Origin of the sequence: Labrys wisconsinensis (genome assembly GCF_030814995.1) — a bacterium.
Taxonomy (GTDB): Bacteria; Pseudomonadota; Alphaproteobacteria; order Rhizobiales; family Labraceae; genus Labrys; species Labrys wisconsinensis.
Genome location: NZ_JAUSVX010000017.1, coordinates 122,366 through 142,040 on the forward strand (window position 1 = coordinate 122,366; position 19,675 = coordinate 142,040).

Annotated in this window: 21 protein-coding genes; 15 read left to right on the plus strand and 6 right to left on the minus strand. The window is 68.0% G+C overall.

Annotation, left to right across the window (positions count from 1 at the left end; all coding sequences use genetic code 11):
• Positions 1–143 precede the first annotated feature (143 nt).
• The gene (locus QO011_RS33230) at positions 144–386 is read left to right on the plus strand and encodes a hypothetical protein (protein WP_307282195.1); all 243 of its coding nucleotides are present in this window, start codon (positions 144–146) and stop codon (positions 384–386) included.
• 85 nt (positions 387–471) lie between these two features.
• Here QO011_RS33230 and QO011_RS33235 read toward each other — a convergent pair whose 3' ends face one another.
• From QO011_RS33235 to QO011_RS33245, 3 genes are all read right to left on the minus strand, one after another.
• Positions 472–720: a YodC family protein gene (locus QO011_RS33235; RefSeq protein WP_307282196.1), complete on the minus strand. Its 249-nt coding sequence runs from the start codon at positions 718–720 to the stop codon at positions 472–474.
• A 176-nt stretch (positions 721–896) separates the two neighbouring features.
• Positions 897–1,820, minus strand: a complete 924-nt coding sequence (gene hemF, locus QO011_RS33240; RefSeq protein WP_370882050.1) for an oxygen-dependent coproporphyrinogen oxidase — start codon at positions 1,818–1,820, stop codon at positions 897–899.
• 133 nt (positions 1,821–1,953) lie between these two features.
• Complete coding sequence (locus QO011_RS33245; RefSeq protein ID WP_307282199.1) at positions 1,954–2,433, minus strand: tRNA (cytidine(34)-2'-O)-methyltransferase; 480 nt, start codon at positions 2,431–2,433, stop codon at positions 1,954–1,956.
• Between the two features lie 296 nt (positions 2,434–2,729).
• Between QO011_RS33245 and petA the strand changes: the two genes are divergently transcribed.
• The 10 genes from petA (at position 2,730) to ychF (ending at position 10,845) form a co-directional block, all read left to right on the plus strand.
• Positions 2,730–3,263, plus strand: coding sequence for a ubiquinol-cytochrome c reductase iron-sulfur subunit (petA, locus tag QO011_RS33250; RefSeq protein ID WP_307282200.1), 534 nt, complete (start codon positions 2,730–2,732; stop codon positions 3,261–3,263).
• Between the two features lie 43 nt (positions 3,264–3,306).
• Positions 3,307–4,584, plus strand: a complete 1,278-nt coding sequence (locus QO011_RS33255) for a cytochrome b (protein WP_307282201.1) — start codon at positions 3,307–3,309, stop codon at positions 4,582–4,584.
• 22 nt (positions 4,585–4,606) lie between these two features.
• Positions 4,607–5,479: a cytochrome c1 gene (locus QO011_RS33260; protein ID WP_370882048.1), complete on the plus strand. Its 873-nt coding sequence runs from the start codon at positions 4,607–4,609 to the stop codon at positions 5,477–5,479.
• Between the two features lie 69 nt (positions 5,480–5,548).
• Complete coding sequence (locus QO011_RS33265; protein ID WP_307282203.1) at positions 5,549–6,421, plus strand: S-methyl-5'-thioadenosine phosphorylase; 873 nt, start codon at positions 5,549–5,551, stop codon at positions 6,419–6,421.
• 65 nt (positions 6,422–6,486) lie between these two features.
• Positions 6,487–7,383 carry an alpha/beta hydrolase family protein gene (locus QO011_RS33270; RefSeq protein ID WP_307282205.1) on the plus strand — a complete coding sequence of 299 codons (897 nt, stop codon included), beginning with the start codon at positions 6,487–6,489 and terminating at the stop codon, positions 7,381–7,383.
• Between the two features lie 86 nt (positions 7,384–7,469).
• Positions 7,470–7,742, plus strand: coding sequence for a type II toxin-antitoxin system ParD family antitoxin (locus QO011_RS33275; RefSeq protein WP_307282207.1), 273 nt, complete (start codon positions 7,470–7,472; stop codon positions 7,740–7,742).
• The gene (locus QO011_RS33280) at positions 7,739–8,071 is read left to right on the plus strand and encodes a type II toxin-antitoxin system RelE/ParE family toxin (RefSeq protein WP_307282209.1); all 333 of its coding nucleotides are present in this window, start codon (positions 7,739–7,741) and stop codon (positions 8,069–8,071) included. The genes QO011_RS33275 and QO011_RS33280 overlap by 4 nt, the downstream gene beginning before the upstream one ends.
• Positions 8,072–8,237: 166 nt before the next feature.
• Positions 8,238–8,864 carry a 50S ribosomal protein L25/general stress protein Ctc gene (locus QO011_RS33285; RefSeq protein ID WP_307282211.1) on the plus strand — a complete coding sequence of 209 codons (627 nt, stop codon included), beginning with the start codon at positions 8,238–8,240 and terminating at the stop codon, positions 8,862–8,864.
• Positions 8,865–8,997: 133 nt separating this feature from the next.
• Entirely contained in the window at positions 8,998–9,612 is a 615-nt protein-coding gene (pth, locus tag QO011_RS33290; RefSeq protein ID WP_307282213.1) for an aminoacyl-tRNA hydrolase, read from the plus strand.
• Positions 9,613–9,747: 135 nt separating this feature from the next.
• Positions 9,748–10,845, plus strand: coding sequence for a redox-regulated ATPase YchF (gene ychF, locus QO011_RS33295; protein WP_307282215.1), 1,098 nt, complete (start codon positions 9,748–9,750; stop codon positions 10,843–10,845).
• Positions 10,846–11,035: 190 nt separating this feature from the next.
• Here ychF and ggt read toward each other — a convergent pair whose 3' ends face one another.
• Positions 11,036–12,622: a gamma-glutamyltransferase gene (gene ggt / locus QO011_RS33300; protein ID WP_307282217.1), complete on the minus strand. Its 1,587-nt coding sequence runs from the start codon at positions 12,620–12,622 to the stop codon at positions 11,036–11,038.
• Positions 12,623–12,694: 72 nt separating this feature from the next.
• A complete protein-coding gene (locus QO011_RS33305) occupies positions 12,695–13,540 on the minus strand; it encodes an ABC transporter substrate-binding protein (RefSeq protein ID WP_307282219.1) in 846 nt (281 codons plus the stop codon).
• Between the two features lie 444 nt (positions 13,541–13,984).
• Here QO011_RS33305 and QO011_RS33310 point away from each other — a divergent pair, with 444 nt between their 5' ends.
• Together QO011_RS33310 and QO011_RS33315 are read left to right on the plus strand one after the other, a co-directional pair.
• Entirely contained in the window at positions 13,985–14,743 is a 759-nt protein-coding gene (locus QO011_RS33310) for an amino acid ABC transporter permease (protein ID WP_307282220.1), read from the plus strand.
• Positions 14,744–14,756: 13 nt separating this feature from the next.
• Positions 14,757–15,551 (plus strand): amino acid ABC transporter ATP-binding protein, encoded by a 795-nt coding sequence (locus QO011_RS33315; RefSeq protein ID WP_307282313.1) that lies wholly within the window; start codon positions 14,757–14,759, stop codon positions 15,549–15,551.
• Between the two features lie 27 nt (positions 15,552–15,578).
• On the opposite strand, the gene QO011_RS33320 is transcribed toward QO011_RS33315, so the two are convergent.
• Positions 15,579–16,334: a GntR family transcriptional regulator gene (locus tag QO011_RS33320; protein WP_307282221.1), complete on the minus strand. Its 756-nt coding sequence runs from the start codon at positions 16,332–16,334 to the stop codon at positions 15,579–15,581.
• A gap of 411 nt (positions 16,335–16,745) precedes the next feature.
• Here QO011_RS33320 and QO011_RS33325 point away from each other — a divergent pair, with 411 nt between their 5' ends.
• Together QO011_RS33325 and QO011_RS33330 are read left to right on the plus strand one after the other, a co-directional pair.
• Complete coding sequence (locus QO011_RS33325) at positions 16,746–18,239, plus strand: aspartate aminotransferase family protein (RefSeq protein ID WP_307282222.1); 1,494 nt, start codon at positions 16,746–16,748, stop codon at positions 18,237–18,239.
• Positions 18,236–19,672: a xylulokinase gene (locus QO011_RS33330; protein WP_307282226.1), complete on the plus strand. Its 1,437-nt coding sequence runs from the start codon at positions 18,236–18,238 to the stop codon at positions 19,670–19,672. Before QO011_RS33325 ends, QO011_RS33330 begins: the two co-directional genes overlap by 4 nt.
• The last annotated feature ends 3 nt before the right edge of the window (positions 19,673–19,675 follow it).

The window sequence follows — 19,675 nt, forward strand, 5'->3', positions numbered from 1 at the left end:
CCGGCTTCGCCATATGCCGGCAAAGCGCGGCGCTTTCCAACAGCCGCGATCGCGACGAGGCCTTGCAGTTTTGCAAAGGCCGCCGATTCGACTCTTTCGCAGGCCGGGCCTAGACTTAACCCCCCTCATCCAAGGGACGGACCATGCGCAGCACCGACGCTCGTCCAAGGGATCTGGCCCGCAAGCACGCCAGCCGCCGCGCCGAGCCGGAGGACGGCTTTCGCCGCGAGACCTTCACGCTGCCGCGTGAGGAGGCGCGGGCGCATGCGCGCGACCTGTTCGCGCGCTATCCCAAGGCAGCCTACATGACCGAGATCGAATATTGGGAGGAGCTGCCCGACGGGCGGATCTGCGTCACCATGCGCCGCCTGCCGGCAGCGGACTAGGGAACGGCGGCGCCTGCCGGCGGCGGACTGAGGAACGCCCTCGGGAGAGGGCGTTCCGTCGAGAGGGGACGGTCGGGAGGCTGGGTTACGCCACCGCCTTGGAATGCTCCTCGTCTTCCTCTTCCTCCTCGTCTTCCTCTTCGTCGTCTTCCTCGTCCTCGGCCTCGTCGTCCTCGACCTCGACCAGGTCGAGGGCCAGGAACGGCAGCGTATCGCGGAAGAGGTCGCCCTCCTCGCCCATCCAGACGCAGACCGCGTCCGTATCCTTGACCTCGACCACGGTCATCGGCTGACCGCCCGACTTCAGCACCACCACGTCTCCAGCCTTGATCATCGCCGCCTCCTGTTGCGTGCGCCAGCCAGGATGTTCGAACTCCGCCCGCGGACGGCCTCGAAAATCCTGATCAATCTCAATGGATTAGACGAATCTCTCAAATCGGAGCCACGGTCCGTCCCGAGAGATTCGACTGAGGAGCCTAGGGCGCTTGCATGACGGCGCGACGAAGGCCCTCACGGCCATTTCACCACGGGCGGCAGCGAGGACAGGATCGAATCGACATTGCCGCCCGTTCGCAGGCCGAACAGGGTGCCGCGGTCGTAGATCAGGTTGAACTCGACATAGCGCCCGCGCCGCACCAGCTGCTCCTCGCGCTCGGCCTCGCTCCAGGGCGTCGCGACATTGCGCTGCACCAGGCCGGGATAGACGCCGAGAAAGGCCTCGCCCACGGCGCGGGTGAAGGCGAAATCGGCGTCCCAGTCGCCCGAGCTCAGCCAGTCGTAGAAGATGCCGCCGATGCCGCGCGGCTCGTTGCGGTGCTTGAGGAAGAAATACTCGTCGCACCAGGCCTTGAACCGGGCGTGGTCGGCGACGGCATGGGCATCGCACGCCGCCTTCAGCGCGGCGTGGAAGGCGATGCTGTCGGGATCGTCCTGGCTGCGCCGGCGCTCCAGCACCGGGGTGAGGTCGGCCCCGCCGCCGAACCAGGCCTTGGACGTCACCACGAAGCGGGTGTTCATGTGCACGGCCGGCACATTGGGATTGTGGAGATGGGCGATCAGCGAGATGCCCGAGGCCCAGAAGCGCGGGTCATCGGCGGCGCCGGGGATGTCCTTGCGGAATTCCGGCGAGAACTCGCCGAACACCGTGGAGCAGTGCACGCCGACCTTCTCGAAGACGCGGCCGTGCATCAGCCCCATCACCCCGCCGCCGCCGGGCAGGCCGGAATGGTCGGTGCGCTCCCAGGGCCTGCGCTCGAAGCGGCCCGGCGGCCGGTCGGCCAAGGGCATGGTCGCCGGCAGCGCGTCCTCGATGGCCTCGAAGGCGGCGCAGATCCGGTCGCGCAGCGCTTCGAACCAGGCGCGGGCCGCCGCTTTCCTGGCTTCGATGTCGGGGGGCAGGGAGGTGTCGGTCACGGCAGGGGTTCCGTCTCGCAGGCGGGAGCCTCGAGCCGGGATGCGATCCCGGTCGAGGATATCCCGCCAAGGCCTTGAACGGCCGGGGCTCTTCGCGCGCTGCCCGGCCCGGGCGGCGCCCGCCGGCAGCCATTCGTTGCGCCGCACCATAGTGTCACGAGGCCGCCGAGGCGAGGGCGGCGAGCGCGCCGGTCTGCCGCAGCGCCTCGCCGAGCACCATGGCCGCCGCGACGGCGACGTTGAGCGAGCGCAGGCCCGGGCGCATCGGCACCAGGAGCCGGGCGTCGGCGGCCGCGTGCACCGCGTCGGGCACGCCGGCGGATTCGCGCCCGACCATCACGACGTCGTCGGCGTCGAAGGCGAACTCGGCATAGGGCAGGGCGGCCCGGGTCGAGAGCAGGACGAGGCGGCGTCCGCGCCCCCGCCGCCAGTCCTCGAAGGCGGCGAAGGAGACGTGGCGCGTGATGGCGATGCGGTCGAGATAGTCCATGCCGGCGCGGCGGAAGGCGCGGTCGGAGACCGGGAAGCTGGCGGGCTCGACGATGGCCGCCTCGACGCCGAGGCAGGCGCACAGGCGCAGCATGGTGCCGGCGTTCTGCGGAATGTCGGGCTGGTAGAGAGCGAGCGTGAGCATTGCGCGCGATTCTTAAGGAGGCCGCTGCGGCTTGTCGACGCGTCGGCGGATTGTGGCAGCCATGCGGCAGCCCCGGCGTCCTGATGCGACATAGCGCCTTGCGGTCATGTGCGATCTAGACAACTTCGCAACAGGATGGCATGAGCCGAAGCATCGGAGTTGCCCCCGTTTCGCCGTGATCTGGGAGGTCGCGACGATAGGGAGTTGAGTCCAAAGATGGGTGGCCGCGGCTTCGGGCCCTGGCACGCCCGGCGTTCCGGTTCGGGGCCGGGGCGGGTGCAAAGAAGGATCGAGCCGTGGCTTCCACGCACGACACCACCATACCGGTCAGCCGCAGGGATATCATCTATGTCGCCACCGGCGCCGTCGGCGCCGTGGGGGTGGCGAGCGCGATCTGGCCCTTCATCAGCCAGATGAATCCCGACCAGGCGACGATCGCCGCGGGCGCCCCCGTCGAGGTCGACCTGACGCCGATCGTCGAGGGCCAGGAGATCAAGATCTTCTGGCGCGGCAAGCCGATCTATGTGCGCCACCGCACGCCTGTCGAGATCAAGGCCGCCGAGGACGTCGACGTCGCGACGCTGCGCGACCCGCAGCCCGATTCCGATCGCGTCAAGAAGGACAAGTCGCAATGGCTGGTCGTCATCGGCATCTGCACGCATCTGGGCTGCGTGCCGATCGGCTACGAGGGTGACTACAAGGGCTGGTTCTGCCCCTGCCACGGCTCGCAGTACGACACGTCCGGCCGCATCCGGCAGGGGCCGGCGCCGCTGAACCTGTACATTCCGCCCTACGCCTTCGAGGGCGACGCCAAGATCGTCATCGGTTGACGCCGATTTCAGACCCAAGAAAACCAGCCAAGGTCATGAACTCATGAGCGGACCGTCGACCTGGACTCCCAAGAGCGCCATCGGGCGCTGGTTCGAAAGCCGCCTGCCGATCGGCGGCCTCGTCCATTCCTCCTTCATCGCCTATCCCACGCCCCGCAACCTGAACTACTGGTGGACCTTCGGCGCCATCCTGTCGTTCATGCTGGTGGCGCAGATCGTCACCGGCGTGGTCCTGGTGATGCACTACACGCCCGAGGCGACGATGGCCTTCTCCTCCGTCGAGCACATCATGCGCGACGTGAACTATGGCTGGCTGATCCGCTACCTGCACTCCAACGGCGCCTCGATGTTCTTCCTCGCCGTCTACGTGCACATCTTCCGCGGCATGTATTACGGCTCCTACAAGGCCCCGCGCGAGGTGCTCTGGCTGCTCGGCGTGGTGATCTTCCTCCTGATGATGGCGACCGCCTTCATGGGCTACGTGCTGCCCTGGGGCCAGATGTCGTTCTGGGGCGCCACCGTCATCACCAACCTGTTCAGCGCCCTGCCGGTCATCGGCGACCCGATCGTCACCTGGCTGTGGGGCGGCTATTCCGTCGGCAATCCGACCCTCAACCGCTTCTTCTCCCTGCACTACCTCCTGCCGTTCATGCTGGTCGGCGTGGTGGCGCTGCATGTCTGGGCCCTGCATGTCGTCGGGCAGAACAACCCTGACGGCGTCGACGTGAAGTCGCCCAAGGACACCGTGGCCTTCACGCCCTACGCGACGCTGAAGGACGCGTTCGGCGTCGCCTGCTTCCTGATCTTCTACAGCTGGTTCGTGTTCTACATCCCGAACTATCTCGGCGATGCCGTGAACTACGTGCCGGCCGATCCGGGCGTCACCCCGCAGCACATCGTGCCGGAATGGTACTTCCTGCCCTTCTACGCCATCCTGCGCGGCATCCCGGACAAGCTCAGCGGCGTGCTGCTGATGTTCGGCGCCATCGTCATGCTGGCGCTGCTGCCCTGGCTCGACACGTCCAAGGTGCGCTCGGCGAACTACCGGCCGCTCTACCGCCAGTTCATCTGGATCTTCGGCGCGGTGGTCGTGGGCCTGGGCTATCTCGGCTCCCAGCCGCCGGAAGGGGGCTACGTCATCGCCTCGCGCATCCTGACCGTGCTCTACTTCGCGCATTTCCTGATCGTGCTGCCGGTGCTCGGCCTGGTGGAAAAGACCAAGCCGCTGCCGGCCTCGATCGCCGACGCGGTGCTGGCCCGCTCCAAGGGGGCTGCGCCGGTGAGCGTGGGCGCTGCCGCGGCGCCGCAGACCAAGGGCTGAGGCAGGCTTGAGAGAGATGACGATGTCGAAGTTGAACCTGTCTCGCCTCACCACCCTGGCCCTCGGCATGGCGCTGGCGCTCGGCACCGCCGCCCTGCCGGCCCGGGCCGAGGAGGAGGCCACGCCCCAGCGCCTGAGCTGGAGCTTCTGGGGCCCGTTCGGCTCCTACGACCAGGCGCAGCTGCAGCGCGGCTTCAAGGTCTATCGCGAAGTCTGCTCGGCCTGCCACAGCCTGCACCGCGTCGCCTTCCGCAACCTGTCGGACCCGGGCGGCCCGGCCTTCACCGAGGGCCAGGTCAAGGCGCTGGCGGCCGAATACGACGTGCCGGGCGAGCCCGACGACAAGGGCGAGGTCAACCCGCGCAAGGGCCGGCCGGCGGACTATTTCCCGCTGGTCTTCGCCAACGACAACGCCGCGCGCGCCGCCAACAACGGCGCCATTCCGCCTGACATGTCGCTGCTCGCCAAGGCGCGCGGCGAATCGCCCGGCTTCCCTGGCTTCATCTTCGACATCTTCCGGCAGTACCAGGAAGGCGGGCCGGACTATATCCATGCGCTGATCACCAACGGCTATCTCGACGAAGCCAAGGGCGAGAAGCCGCCGGAGGGCGTCAAGGTTCCGGACGGCGCGCATTACAACAAGATCTTCCCGGCGCCGCATTTCATCGCCATGGCCAAGCCGATCAGCGACGGCCAGGTGGAATATACCGATGGCACGCCGCAGACCGTGGATCAGTACACCCGCGACGTCGCCGCCTTCCTGATGTGGGCGGCGGAGCCGAAGCTGGAGGAGCGCAAGCGCACCGGCTTCAAGGTGATCCTCTTCCTGGTCGTGCTGTCGGGCCTGCTCTACTTCACCAAGAAGCGGGTGTGGTCGGCGGTCGGCGCGCATTGAGCGCCGCGGCGATAGTTGAGCTTACGAAGGGCCCCGGACGGGGCCCTTCTCGCATGGGGAGGCGGTGACATGGCCAAGGCGGTGCTCGGCATCGTCGGCGGCTCGGGCATCTACGACCTGCCGGGCCTCGCCGACGTCGAGGAGGTCCGGCTGGCCAGCCCCTGGGGCGAGCCGTCGGATGCGCTGCGCATCGGGCGCATCGGCCTGACCAAGGTGGTGTTCCTGTCGCGGCACGGGCGCGGGCACCGGCTGTCGCCCTCCGACATCGATTATCGCGCCAATATCGACGTCCTGAAGCGGGCTGACGTGACCGACCTCGTCTCGCTCACCGCCGTCGGTTCGTTCCGGGAGGACTTGCCGCCGGGGACCTTCGTGCTGGTCGACCAGTTCGTCGACCGCACCCACCGGCGCGAGAGCTCCTTCTTCGGCCGCGGCTGCGTCGCCCACGTGTCGATGGCCCATCCGGTGGCGCCGCGGCTGCAGGAGCGCGTCGCGGCCGCCGCCGATGCCGAGGGCATCGCGGTCACGCGCGGCGGCACCCTGGTCTGCATCGAGGGTCCGCAGTTCTCCAGCCGGGCCGAGAGCGAGACCTACCGGGGGCTGGGCTATGCCGTGATCGGCATGACGGCCATGCCCGAGGCCAAGCTCGCCCGCGAGGCGGAGATCGCCTATGCCTCGATCGCCATGGTCACGGATTTCGACTGCTGGCACCCCGGGCACGACCATGTCTCGGCCGCGGCGGTGGTGGCGGTCATGGCCGCCAACGCCGAGCGGGCCCGCCGCCTGGTGGCGCGGGTGGCACGCGATTTCCCGGCCGAGCACGAGCCCTGTCCGGCGGGCTCCGACCGGGCGCTCGACCATGCGATCATGACGGCGCCGGCGGCGCGCGACCCCGCGCTCCTCGCCAGGCTCGACGCCGTCGCCGGTCGTGTGCTGGGCTGACCGGCGGGCATGGTTTCGACGCAATCGCCTGCTGCAAAGGGCGGGGTCTTGGCGCGGAGGTCGGGATGGCACGTCGGCTGATCGCCACGCGGCGCACGGTGCTCGGCGCCATGCTCGCCGGCCTGGCGCCCTTCCGGCCCGGCGCTGCGCTTTCCGCGCCATCCGTGCCACCCCTGATCACCACCGACTATGCGCAGGCGCGCACGCAGTTCCGCACGCAACTGACGCGGCGCGGCCCGGCGCCGGACGAGGGCGACCCGCTGACCGCGCCGCCGGGGGCGGTGCGCCTCGCTTATCGCTCGGGCGCGCTGGAGCTCGCCGCCTGGGTGTCGGAGGAGGCGACGCGTCCGGGCAAGCGGCCGGCGCTGCTGTTCCTGCACGGCGGCAATGCCCTGAGCACGGATCATTGGGACCTGACGCTGCCCTATCGCCTGTCCGGCTATGTCGCCATGGTGCCGGCGCTGCGCGGCGAGAACGGCCTGCCCGGCGCCTTCTCCGCCTTCTACAACGAGACCGACGACGTGCTCGCCGCCGCGGACCTCTTCGCCGGCCTGCCGGGCGTCGACCGCGACCGCCTCTTCCTGGCCGGCCACAGCATCGGCGCCACCCAGGCCCTGCTCGCCGCCATGAGCTCGCGGCTGTTCCGCGGCGCCACCACCTTCTCCGGCAATCCGGATGCCGCCGCCTTCTTCCGGCGCTTCCCCGAGGAGGTCTGCTTCGACACGCACGACGTGCGCGAGTTGCAGATGCGCTCGGCGCTGTGCTTTGCCACCAGCTTCAAGTGCCCGGTGCGCATCCTGCACGGCAGCGAGGAGACACGTCTCGCCGAGCCGAGCCGCCTGACCGCCGAGCGCGCCCGGGCGGCAGGGCTGGACGTGCAGGCTGCCGCCGTGCCGGGCGACCATTTCACCGCCCTGCGCGACGAGATCCGCGGCAGTATTACGTTCTTCGGGCTGCTGTAGTCCTGTCGCATCGCTCGGCGTTGCCGCTCGCGCCACTCCATCTTATTTGATAAGAACAGATATTATCCGTGGAGGCGGGAGGGGCCATGACGACCGTGACGATTTCCCTGCCGGAGGCGCTGAAGTCCTTCGTCGATGCGCAGGTGGCGGGCGGCGGCTATGGCAATGTGAGCGAATATTTCCGCAGCCTGCTGCGGGAGGCCCAGGCCCGCGAGCGCGATGCGCGGCTCGAAGCTCTTCTGCTGGCCGGGCTGCAGCAGGAGGGCACCCAGACCATCGATGCGCAATTCTGGACCGACCTGCGCAAGGAGGCCGCCAAGCGCCTCGCCCGCCCCGCAGATGGAAAAGCCGTGCCGTGACGCCGATCATCCGGTCGGCCGCTCGCGATGACATTCTTCGGCAATATGGCTGGTATCTCGACGATGCCGGCGCCACCGTGGCCGAGCGGTTCCTGAACGCGGTCCAGACGTCGGTCGACATCGTGACGAGCCAACCCGGCATCGGCGCGCCGCGCTTCCTCGCCAATCCGTTGCTGGCAGGGCTGCGGTCCTGGCCGGTGAAGGGATTTGCGGCTTTGCGGATCTACTATCTCGTGCAGCCCGAGCATGTGATCGTCGTGCGCATCCTGCACGGCCAGCGGGACGTGGGCGCCATTCTCGAGGATCAGTCTCCGGATGAGCCGGTTTGATCCGGGCTCGTCGAACCGCCGTCGCGTCCGGTGCGCCTCTCGGCAGTTGATTTTTGCCCGCTCTGCCTGTATGTCCCGCGCGTCCGCGACCAGACACCCCTGGAGGCAAAGCGGACGGATGGCCGCCGTTCGGCGGTCCTTTTGTTTCGATCCTGAGGATTCCACCATGTCCGCTGTCAAGCAGATTACCGCTACGGCGCGCGAGCGTGTCGGCAAGGGGGCCGCACGTGCCGTTCGCCGTTCCGGCAAGATTCCCGCCGTCATCTACGGCGCCGGCAAGCCCCCCCTGCCCATCGCTCTCGACGACAAGACGATGACTCTTCTCGTCTATGCCGGTCACTTCCTGACCACGGTCTTCGAGATCGACGTCGCCGGCGAGAAGACCCGCGTCATCCCGCGCGACTATGCTCTCGATCCGGTCAAGGACACGGTCGAGCATGTCGACTTCCTGCGCATCTCGGTCGGCGAGCGGATCCGCGTCGACGTGCCGGTGCATGCGGTCAACGCCGGCGCCTCGCCGGGCGTGAAGCGCGGCGGCTCGGTGAACATCGTCACCCATACCGTGACCGTGCTGGCCCCGGCCGACGCCATCCCCGGATCGATCGACGTCGACGTCTCGGCGCTCGACATCAACGAATCGCTGCACATCTCGCAGATCGCGCTGCCCGCCGGCGTGAGCTCGGCGACGCAGGGCGACCTGACGCTGGTCTCGATCGTGCCGCCGACGACGGAGACGGAAGCCGCTCCGGCCGCCGACGCCGCTGCGGCCGCTCCGGCGCCGGAGAAGAAGTAACGGCTCCGGCCCGTCCGCGACGATCGGACGAGGCCGGCGCCCTTATCCCAATCCCGAGCGATGCGAGGGCCGGATACGTTCCGCTCCTCGCATTTGCATTTGGGCCATCGGCGTCGCAGCGTCAGGGGACCCCATGCGTCTCTTCGTCGGCCTGGGCAATCCGGGCCCCAGATATGCCGGCAACCGGCACAATATCGGGTTCATGGCGCTGGACGAGATCGCTCGCCGGCATCGTTTCGCGCCCTGGCGGGCGCGTTTCCAGGGCGAGGTGAGCGAGGGCAGCCTCGGCGCCGAGCGCGTGCTGCTGCTCAAGCCCATGACCTTCATGAACGAGAGCGGCCGTGCCGTCGGCGAGGCCATGCGCTTCTACAAGGTGGGCGTCACCGACGTGTTCGTCTTCCACGACGAGCTCGACCTGGCACCGGCCAAGCTCAGGGTCAAGCGCGGCGGCGGCAATGCCGGGCACAATGGCCTGCGCTCGATCACCGCCCATTGCGGCAACGAATATTGGCGGGTGCGCCTGGGCATCGGCCATCCCGGCGACAAGGCGCTGGTCTATTCCTACGTGCTCAACGACTTCGCCAAGGCCGAGATGCCCTGGGTCGAGGATCTCGCCACCGCCTGCGCCGATTTCGCCGAGCTGCTGGCCGACGGCGACGATCCGAGCTTCCAGAACAAGGTGCACCTGTTCATGGCCGCCCACGGTCATGATGCGGTGAAGCGCGTCGGCGAGAAGACGGAGGGCTGAGGCGGCGCTCCGCCCCGGCGGGTTGCGCGCTCTTCCCCTCAGGGGCTATGCAGCAGGATCATTTCACCGGCGCCGCCGGGAAGGACGACATCCGGTCGTCCTCGCAGCGGCCGCCGGCAAAGCGACGGACTTCCCATGGGCTTCAAATGCGGCATCGTCGGCCTGCCGAACGTCGGCAAGTCGACCCTCTTCAACGCGCTGACGCAGACGGCGGCGGCGCAGGCGGCGAACTATCCCTTCTGCACCATCGAGCCGAATGTCGGCGACGTGGCGGTGCCGGACGAGCGGCTGGAGAAGCTCGCGGCCATCGCCAGGTCCGCCCAGATCATCCCGACGCGGCTCACCTTCGTCGATATTGCCGGGCTGGTGCGCGGCGCCTCCAAGGGCGAGGGGCTCGGCAACCAGTTCCTCGCCAATATCCGCGAATGCGACGCGATCGCCCATGTCGTCCGCTGCTTCGAGGACAGCGACATCACCCATGTCGAGGGCAAGATCGACCCGATCGCCGACATCGAGACCATCGAGACCGAGCTGATGCTGGCCGACCTCGACAGCCTGGAGAAGCGCGTCGTCGCCATCGAGAAGAAGGCGCGTGGCGGCGACAAGGAGGCCAAGGAGCAACTCGACCTCGTCACCCGCGCCCTGGTGCTGCTGCGCGAGGGCAAGCCGGCCCGCCTCGTCGAGGTGAAGCCGGAGGAGCGCCGCGCCTTCGACATGCTGCAGCTGCTCACCGCCAAGCCGGTGCTTTACGTCTGCAATGTCGAGGAAGCCTCCGCCGACGAGGGCAACGCCTATTCCGAGCGCGTCGCCGGCCGAGCCCGGGAGGAGGACGCGGTCGCCGTGGTGGTGTCGGCCAAGATCGAGAGCGAGATCGCGGTGCTGCCGACGGAGGAGCAGCGCGACTATCTCGACGCCATCGGCCTCGCCGAGCCCGGGCTCAACCGGGTGATCCGCGCCGGCTATGCCCTGCTCCAGCTCGTCACCTATTTCACCGTCGGCCCGAAGGAGGCGCGCGCCTGGACCATCACCCGGGGCACGCGCGGGCCGCAGGCGGCTGGCGTCATCCATTCCGACTTCGAGAAGGGCTTCATCCGCGCCGAGACCGTCGCCTATGCCGATTATGTCGCGCTGAACGGCGAGGCGGGCGCCAAGGAAGCCGGCAAGTTCCGCCTCGAGGGCAAGGACTATGTCGTCGCCGACGGCGACGTGCTGCATTTCCGCTTCGCCAACTGAGGCGCCGCGGCGGCGCTCAGGGCACGAGGACGACGAGGGCCTGCTCCCGCTCGTCACGCGGTCGCGACATGGATGCGATGGCCAGCCGGCGAGCCGATCATGGCATCCAGCTTCGGGCCCCGCTCACGATCGACACGGGGCTCGCGGAATCGCATGGGGCGAACCGGCCCTGGCGCTGCACGCGGCATCGTCAATAGCCGAGCGCGCAGCCGTCCTTCCGAGGGTCGGAGCCGGCGGTGAGGGTGCCGGCCTCCCAGTCGATGCTGATCGCCTGACCGCCTCCATGCGGCTCGTAGCTGACGAGCGTCCTGTGCCCGCGGTCCTGAAGCCCGGCAAGGGCGGCGGCTGGAATCCCGCGCTCGGCGGCCACCATGCCGGCCTCGTGGAACACCCGCGGCGCATCCAGGGCCGCCTGCGGGTCGAGGCCGAAATCGATCATGTTGGTCAGCAGATGCGCATGTCCGAAGGGCTGGAAATCCCCACCCATCACCCCGAACGGCATCATCACGCGGCCGTTGCGCAGGGCCATCCCCGGCATGATGGTGTGCATCGGCCGCTTGCGCGGAGCGATGCGATTGGGATGCGACGGGTCGAGCGTGAAGCATGCCCCCCGGTTCTGCAGGACGACGCCCGAGGCCGGCGCGACGATCATGCTTCCGAACGAGGCGTAGGTCGAGTTGATGAAGCTCGCCGCGTTCCGGTCGCGATCCACCACGCACAGATAGACCGTGTCACTCTTGCGCAGCCGGGGCGGCGGCAGGTCGACCATTGCGCGACGCGGATCGATCCGGGCCCGCAGCTCCCGCGCGTGGCCGGCTGACAGAAGCTCCTCGACCGGAACCGATGCCTGCGCAGGGTCGGCCACGAAGGCATTGCGATCGGCATAGGCGAGACGGGCCGCCTCGATCTCCAGATGAAGCCGTTCTGCCCCGAACGGGTCGAGGCCCGCCATGTCGAAGCCGTCGAGGATGTTCAGCATGATCAGGGCCGTGATCGCCTGATTGCTCGGCGGCAGCTCGAACACATCGACGCCGCGATAGCGTGTCGAGATCGGCGTCGTGTATTCGCCCGCCGCCGTGGCGAAATCGTCGAGCGTGTGCAGGCCGCCGCGGCTGCGCAGCGCCGACACCATGTCTTCGGCAATCGGCCCTTCATAGAAGGCTTTCCGGCCGGACGCCGCGACCGCCCGCAAGGTGGCTCCGAGCGCGGGCTGCACATGCCTGTCGCCGGGCCTCGGCGGCCGTCCCCAGGGCAGCAGCGTACGCGCCGCGTCGGCATCGGTGCGGAGCGCCTCGGCGCAAGCCGCCCAGTCGAACGCCACCCGGTCGGCGATCAGGTAGCCTTCCTCCGCATAACGGATCGCCGGCCCAAGGAGACGATCCAGCCCCCGCGTTCCATGATCCGCGGCCAGCCTCGCCCAGGCATCGATCACGCCGGGAATCGTCACGCTGTGGGGGCCGTCCTGCGGCATGTCGCGAATGCCGCGCTCGTGGTACCAGTCCGGCGACGCGGCGGCCGGCGCTCGTCCGGAGCCGTTGTACGCGATGATGCCGGGACCGCCACCGGGGGCGTAGAGCATGAAGGCGTCCCCGCCGATGCCCGTCGACTGCGGCTCGACGACGGCGAGCACGGCTGCGGCCGTGATCGCCGCATCGATGGCGTTGCCGCCTTCGCGCAAGACCTCGATGGCGGCAAGAGTGGCGAGGGGATGCGAGCTGGCCGCGGCCGCCTCGCTCGCATGGATCGGGGAGCGCCCCGGCAGATGGAAGTCACGCATGGGAAAGCAGCTTTACCTCTTTGCTCTCGCGCGGCGCGCGCCCGGCATGCACGGCCGGGCGCGCTGTGCTCTCTACTGCAGCATCAGCTTCTCGAAGCCATATTTCGCCATCAGCGATCTGTAGGCTCCGTCCGCCTTCATGCCGTCGAACGCCTTGGTGAGCGCCTTGGTCAGGTCCGGGTCGTCCTTGCGCAGGCCGATGCCGGCATTGATATGGTTGAAGGGCTCGCCGGCCAGCTCGAACAGCTCGGGGGCCTGGAAGATGTAATAGGCCGAAATCTCGATGCTGGTGCCGTAGGCCTGGGTCTGGTCGATCCGCAGCGATTGCAGGGCGTCGACTTCCTTCGGGAACACGACGATGTCGATCGGTGCCTTTCCGGCTGCCTTGAGCTTCTCGTTCTCCTGCTCGGCTATCGACTGGATCGTCGTGCCGTTGCTCACCGACATCTTCAGCCCGGACAGGTCGTCGAGCGTCTTGATGCCGCGAGGATTGCCCTTGCGGGTGAGGACGGTTTGCGACGACGACATGTAGTCGATGAAATCGACCACTTCGCGCCGCTTGGGACGGTTGTACAGCCCGGAGATGATCGCATCGCAGTGCTTGGCCAGCAGCGCCGGAATGATGCCGTCGAACTGGACGTCTTTCCAGACAGCCTTCACGCCGAGACGGCGCGCCAGATCCTCACCGAAGTCGATCTCGAGGCCGACGAGCTTGCCGTCCTCCTTGTAGTAGGACAGCGGCGGCGCGCCGACCGCGGCGCAATAGACGATCTGCTGGGCCTTGGCGATGTCGGCCGGCGGCGTCACCTCCTGCGCCGCCGCCGGGCCGCAGGAAAGGCCTGCGGCAAGGAGGAAGGCCCCCGTGAGGAGCCAGCGGCCTCCGGCCCTGCCGGCGCCATGGCGATTCTTCGAAGTCATCGCAGTCCCCTGTTGATGCGCGTCGCGGATGATGCGCGTAATGGACGGATAGGGGGCACGCGGTCGCAACGAGCGGTCGCGCCGGTGCCTTATTGATAATATCATTATAATGAATTGTGGAAAATCCGAAAGTCAAATACATTTTATGAGCAGGGACTGATATCTTTTTAATCGCCTCGTGCATCGGAGCGGTCGTCGTCCCGGATGCCGGCGGGAGGGCGGTGGATTTCTCCTCCCCGCGGCCGGAACTCGGCTGTTGCCGTCGTGTTGCGATTGACAGATCGTAAATTCATTATAATGATATTGGCGCCGCAAGCGGTCGAGCAGGCAGGGTCTCGGGACCGGTGCGCTCGTGCAGATCGCTCATCTTCCGAAGCCCGCAGGACACGATGAAGACGGTGGGGCATCGAACAATGGTTTCGCTTATGGCGAAGAGGCCCATAGATGGTATTCAGCTGGTCGGTATTCTTCCATTATCTGCTCGAGCCTTCTCAGATATATTTGAATGGGCTTTTTCTTACGCTGAGCATAACGATCGTATCTGAAGCATTTGGGACAATCATAGGCCTCGCCATAGCTATGATGCGCCTGTCGTCGCATAGGGCGTTGTCGGGTTTTGCCCAATTATACGCCTGGATCTTTCGTGGCACACCACTACTTGTTCAGGTTGTGTTCATATATACCGCACTCGCGGCGGCTGGAATCTTTCGCTTTCAAGATATAGACATCGGGTTCTTGACGATTCCCGGCAATATTCAGGCCGGCATCGTGGCGCTCAGCCTCAACGAGGCCGCCTATATGGGCGAAATCATCCGCGCCGGGATCATGGCGGTGGACAAAGGCCAGCGGGAAGCCGCCCAGTCGCTCGGCATGCCGCCCGCCCTGCTGATGCGCCGGATCGTCCTGCGGCAGGCCGCGCGCATCATCATTCCGCCACTCGGGAACAACATCAACGGCATGCTCAAGAACACAACGCTGTTGAGCGTCATCGGCGTGCCGGAGCTTCTGCTCGCCACACAGATGGTGACATCAGCGACCTTCCGCGTGTTCGAGCTATATGCCGTCGTGGCGATCTATTATCTTACCTTGACCACGCTGTGGTCTGTCGTGCAGGCACGCATAGAGACGTACTTTGACAAACCTTACAGCAATCGCGTTCAGCGGGCCTCAGCCGGCGGACCCGGACTCTTGCCCCATGGATGAGGCCGTGCCCGCAATGCCGCCGACACCGGCCGCCGTGCCGCGCGAGATCGTCGTCGAGGCCAGGGATGTGCGCAAGAATTTCGGGGGGCTGCTGGTCCTGAGGGGCGTCGATCTGACGGTCCGGCAGGGCGAGGTCGTCGTCATCGTCGGCTCGTCGGGCTCGGGGAAGACGACGTTCGTGCGCTGCATCAACCACCTGGAGAAGATCGATGGCGGCCGCCTCCTGGTGAACGGCAAGCCCATCGGCTATCGCCTGGAAGGCGAGCGGATGGTCGCCGAGAGCGAGCGTGCGATCGCGCGGCAGCGGCGCGAGATCGGCATGGTCTTCCAGCGTTTCAACCTCTTCGCGCATCTCGACGTGGTCCAGAACATCATCGAGGCGCCGGTGCACGTCCGTGGCGTGCCGAAGGCGCAGGCGGTGGAAGAGGCGCACGCGCTGCTGGCCCGTGTCGGGCTGGCGGACAAAGCCGCCTTCTATCCCGCGCAATTGTCAGGCGGACAGCAGCAGCGCGTCGCCATTGCGCGTGCTCTCGCCATGAAGCCCGGACTCATGCTGTTCGACGAGCCGACCAGCGCGCTCGATCCGGAGATGGTCGGCGAGGTTCTGGCCGTGATGCGCGAGCTCGCGGAGAACGGCATGACGATGGTCGTCGTCACGCATGAAATGGGCTTCGCCCGCGAGGCCGCGGACCGCGTCGTGCTGATGGACGGGGGAATGATCGTCGAAGAGGGCACGGCCGCCGAATTCTTCGGCGCCCCTCGCCAGCCGCGCACCCGCGCGTTCCTGTCGCGGTTCGCCTCCGGCTGACCCGGGCGGGCGGCGATGCCGGGCGCGTCAGCTCTCGACCGGCACCTGCACGGCCTCCAGGCCGCCCGTGCTGGGCACCGTCTCCAGACGGAACGAAAATCGCCTGGCGTCGAACACCATGCGGAAGCTGTCGATCGGCATCTGCTGGGCGGAATAGCTGACGCCGGCGATCTCGACGACCCAATGGTTCGGCGGCAGCTTCAGAATCTGCTCGTCCGCCGAGGTCTGCATGCGGCAGACCAGGGTCTGCTCCTCGCGGGCCTCGCTCAGCCCGTAGCGCGCCGCGAGAATCTCGTACAGCGACGCGCTGTCGTCCCGATCCAGATGGACGCCGAGATCTGGAGCGAGAATCATCGGAATGACCGAAACCTCGTGGATCATCGGGATCTGGTCGAGGAGCCGCAGCCGGGATATTTCCCAGACCAGCGCGCCGTCGGCGATCTGCATCCGTCTCGCCTCCTCGGCGGTCGCGGCGCGCCCGAGCAGCTTCAGCCGCCGGGTTTCGAGCGCGGAGCGGGCATCGAGCGCGAGCCCGTTGCGCAGGCTGCCCACCTTCGTGGTCTCGGCACGCAGGCGCGGCACCGCCACGAAGGTGCCGCGGCCCTGCACCCGCCGTATGATGCCCTGGGCCGAGAGCTCGGCCAGCGCGCGCCGTACCGTCACCATGCTGACCCCCGTCATCGATGCCAGATCGACCTCGATCGGCAGCTTGTCGTCGGCCTGCAGGCGGTTTTCCTCGATGTACCGAAGAATGAACGACATGGTCTTTTTGTAGAGCGACATCGTGCCGTCCCAATCGTGCCCTGCTGCACCGTCCATCGGCGCGATTCGTGCCGCGGATCCAAAGATATCCCCGCGGCGGCGAGAGCGTCCGCCGCCGTCGACCGGCCGGCGCAGATGCAATCATATATAATGACTGGAAGCCTTCACCGGCTAGACCGCGTTCCGCAGCGGCGTGAATTTTGCGAATTTTGCGATAGATACCTGCCGGACCTGTCGAGTCGAGGCTATTTTTTCATCGTCGGAAGGGGCCTCCCCTCCGCATCGGCGGGGCTCCGTCCGGATAGGCTGCGACCTGGCGGCATGCGTCGGCGCGGCCGCGCAAGCGGGGCAGACCCGAGGGCATCGCGGCGGCGACGGCCATTGACAATCGGCGAGAGAATTCATTATAACCATATAACGAATTGAGGGCTGATGCACGAGAGCCGGTTTCCGGATCGCTCCCCTCATTCTCCGCACCGGAGGCTATCGCGCACTGAGGTGGGCCGGATAGTCGATCCGTCATCGAAGAAGGACATTGGTCCTCGTAAGGAGCGCGCCTTGTTGTATTCGTCCCGAAACGCCGCGCGTACGACGCGCAGCGCATCTCTCTTCGCGAAGGCATGCGAACATATCCCCGGCGGGGTGAACAGCACGGCCCGCTCGACATGGTCCGGATGGGATCCCTATCCGCTCTTCGTGCAGGGCGGCTCGGGGTCGCGCCTCACCGACGTGGACGGCAACACCTATATCGACTACCTCCTCGGCCTCGGGCCGATGATCCTCGGCCACCGCCCACCGGAGGTGACGCGGGCCGTGGTCTCGATGATCGAGGATCGCGGCACGGTGTTCGCCTTGCCGACCGAGGACGAGAGCCGGCTGGTCGCCAAGCTGATCGCCGCCGTTCCGAGCCTCGAGCAGGTGCGGCTGTGCAACACCGGCACCGAGGCCGTGCTCTACGCCACGCGCCTGGCCCGGGCCTTCACCGGCCGCAGCAAGATCATCCGCTTCGAGGGCATGTATCACGGCTTCTCCGACGGGCTGTACTGGAGCAAGCATCCCGATCTCGACGAGGCGGGACCGGATCGCGCGCCCGTGGCCGTGGCGCAGGGGCCGGGCCTGCCCAGGGGCGTCGGCGACAACCTCATCATCCTGCCCTGGAACGACGCCGGCCTGCTGGCCGAAGTGCTGGAGCGCGAGGGCCACGACATCGCCGCCCTGATCACCGAGCCGGTGATGTGCAACACCGGCTGCATCCTGCCCGAGCCCGGCTATCTCGAAGCGGTGCGCGAGCTGACGGCCCGGCACGGCGTCGTCTTCATTCTCGACGAGGTCATCACCGGCTTCCGCCTCGGCCTCGGCGGGGCACAGGGCCTGTTCGGGCTGAAGCCCGATCTCTCGGTCTTCGCCAAGGGCATGGGCGGCGGCTTTCCGATCGCCGCCATGGGCGGCCGGCGCGACATCATGGCGCTCGTCGCCGACGGCACCGTGTCGATGGCCGGAACCTACGCGGCCAACGGCATCGCCGTGGCCGCGGCCAACGCCACCCTCGACATCCTGGCCCGGCAGGGCACGTTCGAGAGCCTGTTCGAGCGCTCGGACCGGCTGCGCGAGGGGCTGGAGCGGCTCTTGTCCGACGCGCGGATTCCCTCCAGTGTCGTCGGCCTCGGCCCGGTCTTCCAGGTCTGGTTCTCCGAGCATCCGATCCGCAATTACAGGGACGCGGCGCGCCATGCGAGCCATACCGTGTTCAGGCGCTGGTGGGAGGGCATGATGGAGCGGGGGATCCTGTTCCATCCCGGCGCCTTCGAGAACCTGTTCGTGTCCTGCGCCCATTCGGACGACGATATCGACCAGACGCTGGCCATCGCCCGCGAGGTCGTCGCCGAGCTGAAGGGCACCGCCAAGCCGGTCTCGACCGGGCCATGACCGGCACGGCGCTGAGGCTCGGCCTCGACCTCGGCACCTCGTCCCTCAAGGCGGTCGTCCTCGACCCGTCCGGCGCCGTGGTCGCGACCGGCTCCTCGTCCTATGCGACGCAGGCCGGCGCCGACGGACGGGGGGCCGAGCAGCGGCCGGCGGACTGGTTGAGGGCGGCGGGACAGGCCGTCGCGGAGATCCGCGCCACGCTCGGACATGCCGCGACCGCCGGGATCGGCGGCATCGGCCTGGCCGGCCAATTGCCGACGCTGGTTGCTCTCGGCGCGGCCGGGCCGCTGCCGCCGGCCGTCACCTGGCTCGACGACCGCGCCGACGGCCTGGCGCGGGCCGTGGTCGAGGAGGCCGGCGGCGACGCTCTCTATCGCCGAACCGGCATGCGCATCGACGGGCGCTATCTCGCGCCGATGTTCCGGCATCATTTCGGGCATCGCCATGGCGATGTCCGAGGCATCCTCTCGGCCAAGGACTATCTGTGCTTCGCCCTCACCGGGCGGTCCGTCACCGATCCCTCGACAGCCGCCGGCTATGCCGTGTTCGGCCTCGAGGGCGGCGCCTGGGACGACGAACTGGTCCGGCTCTGGCAGCTCGATCCGGCGCTGCTGCCCGAGATCGCCCCGTCCAACGCTGTCGCCGGGCCGCTGCACGAGGCCGGCTCCAGCCTGCTCGGATTGCCGGCCGGGCTGCCGGTCAGCGTCGGCGCCGCCGATTCCGTGGCGAGCGCGCTGGCCATGGGCGGCCTGGAGGAGGGGACGGCCGTCGTCACCATGGGCTCCAGCACCGTGATCCTCGACAGCGTGCGGCGGCCGGTGCTCGACGGTGCCGGCCGCTACATCCTGACGCCGCATGCCGCTGAAGGCTGGTACGGCCGCGAAATGGATCTGCTCGCCACCGGGACCGGCTTCGACTGGCTGTGCCGGCTGTTCGAGATCGGCCCGGACCGGTTTGCGGCCGAGGCGCTGGCCGCGCCCGTCGGCGCCGCCGGCGTCAGCTTCGCCCCCTATCTCGGCGGCGGCGAGCAGGGCGCCTTGTGGGACCCGAGCCTGCGCGGCGCCGTCCACGGCCTTGCCCTGCGCCATCGGCGCGGCGACATCCTGCGCGCCTTCCTGGAGGGGGTGATGTTCGAGATCCGCCGCTGCCTGGCGGTGCTGGGGGAGGCGCAGGCGCCGCGGCGCGTCGTCGTCGCCGGCCACCTCGCCGCCTCGCCCGGCCTGCTCGGCATGCTGGCGGACGTGCTGCACCTGCCGGTCGCACCCTGGCCCGGCGCCTCGCCAGCGGCCGTCGGCGCGGCGCTCAACGCGCCCGTCGCCGGTGCCGCAGCCGCCGCTGCGGCCGGCGCCAGCGCGGAGCCGTCCGAAGCGGCCGACGCCTACGAGGCGCTCTACGAGGCCTACCTCCGGCGCTACCCGCTCGCGGCGCGCTGAGAC

Bases quoted from the DNA above. Each gene is read 5' to 3' on its own strand.
- QO011_RS33230 (WP_307282195.1), top strand. From the start codon at position 144: ATGCGCAGCACCGACGCTCGTCCAAGGGATCTGGCCCGCAAGCACGCC.
- QO011_RS33235 (WP_307282196.1), bottom strand. From the start codon at position 720: ATGATCAAGGCTGGAGACGTGGTGGTGCTGAAGTCGGGCGGTCAGCCG.
- QO011_RS33245 (WP_307282199.1), bottom strand. From the start codon at position 2,433: ATGCTCACGCTCGCTCTCTACCAGCCCGACATTCCGCAGAACGCCGGC.
- QO011_RS33255 (WP_307282201.1), top strand. From the start codon at position 3,307: ATGAGCGGACCGTCGACCTGGACTCCCAAGAGCGCCATCGGGCGCTGG.
- QO011_RS33260 (WP_370882048.1), top strand. From the start codon at position 4,607: ATGTCGAAGTTGAACCTGTCTCGCCTCACCACCCTGGCCCTCGGCATG.
- QO011_RS33265 (WP_307282203.1), top strand. From the start codon at position 5,549: ATGGCCAAGGCGGTGCTCGGCATCGTCGGCGGCTCGGGCATCTACGAC.
- QO011_RS33270 (WP_307282205.1), top strand. From the start codon at position 6,487: ATGGCACGTCGGCTGATCGCCACGCGGCGCACGGTGCTCGGCGCCATG.
- QO011_RS33275 (WP_307282207.1), top strand. From the start codon at position 7,470: ATGACGACCGTGACGATTTCCCTGCCGGAGGCGCTGAAGTCCTTCGTC.
- QO011_RS33285 (WP_307282211.1), top strand. From the start codon at position 8,238: ATGTCCGCTGTCAAGCAGATTACCGCTACGGCGCGCGAGCGTGTCGGC.
- pth (WP_307282213.1), top strand. From the start codon at position 8,998: ATGCGTCTCTTCGTCGGCCTGGGCAATCCGGGCCCCAGATATGCCGGC.
- ychF (WP_307282215.1), top strand. From the start codon at position 9,748: ATGGGCTTCAAATGCGGCATCGTCGGCCTGCCGAACGTCGGCAAGTCG.
- ggt (WP_307282217.1), bottom strand. From the start codon at position 12,622: ATGCGTGACTTCCATCTGCCGGGGCGCTCCCCGATCCATGCGAGCGAG.
- QO011_RS33305 (WP_307282219.1), bottom strand. From the start codon at position 13,540: ATGACTTCGAAGAATCGCCATGGCGCCGGCAGGGCCGGAGGCCGCTGG.
- QO011_RS33310 (WP_307282220.1), top strand. From the start codon at position 13,985: ATGGTATTCAGCTGGTCGGTATTCTTCCATTATCTGCTCGAGCCTTCT.
- QO011_RS33315 (WP_307282313.1), top strand. From the start codon at position 14,757: ATGCCGCCGACACCGGCCGCCGTGCCGCGCGAGATCGTCGTCGAGGCC.
- QO011_RS33320 (WP_307282221.1), bottom strand. From the start codon at position 16,334: ATGTCGCTCTACAAAAAGACCATGTCGTTCATTCTTCGGTACATCGAG.
- QO011_RS33325 (WP_307282222.1), top strand. From the start codon at position 16,746: ATGCACGAGAGCCGGTTTCCGGATCGCTCCCCTCATTCTCCGCACCGG.
- QO011_RS33330 (WP_307282226.1), top strand. From the start codon at position 18,236: ATGACCGGCACGGCGCTGAGGCTCGGCCTCGACCTCGGCACCTCGTCC.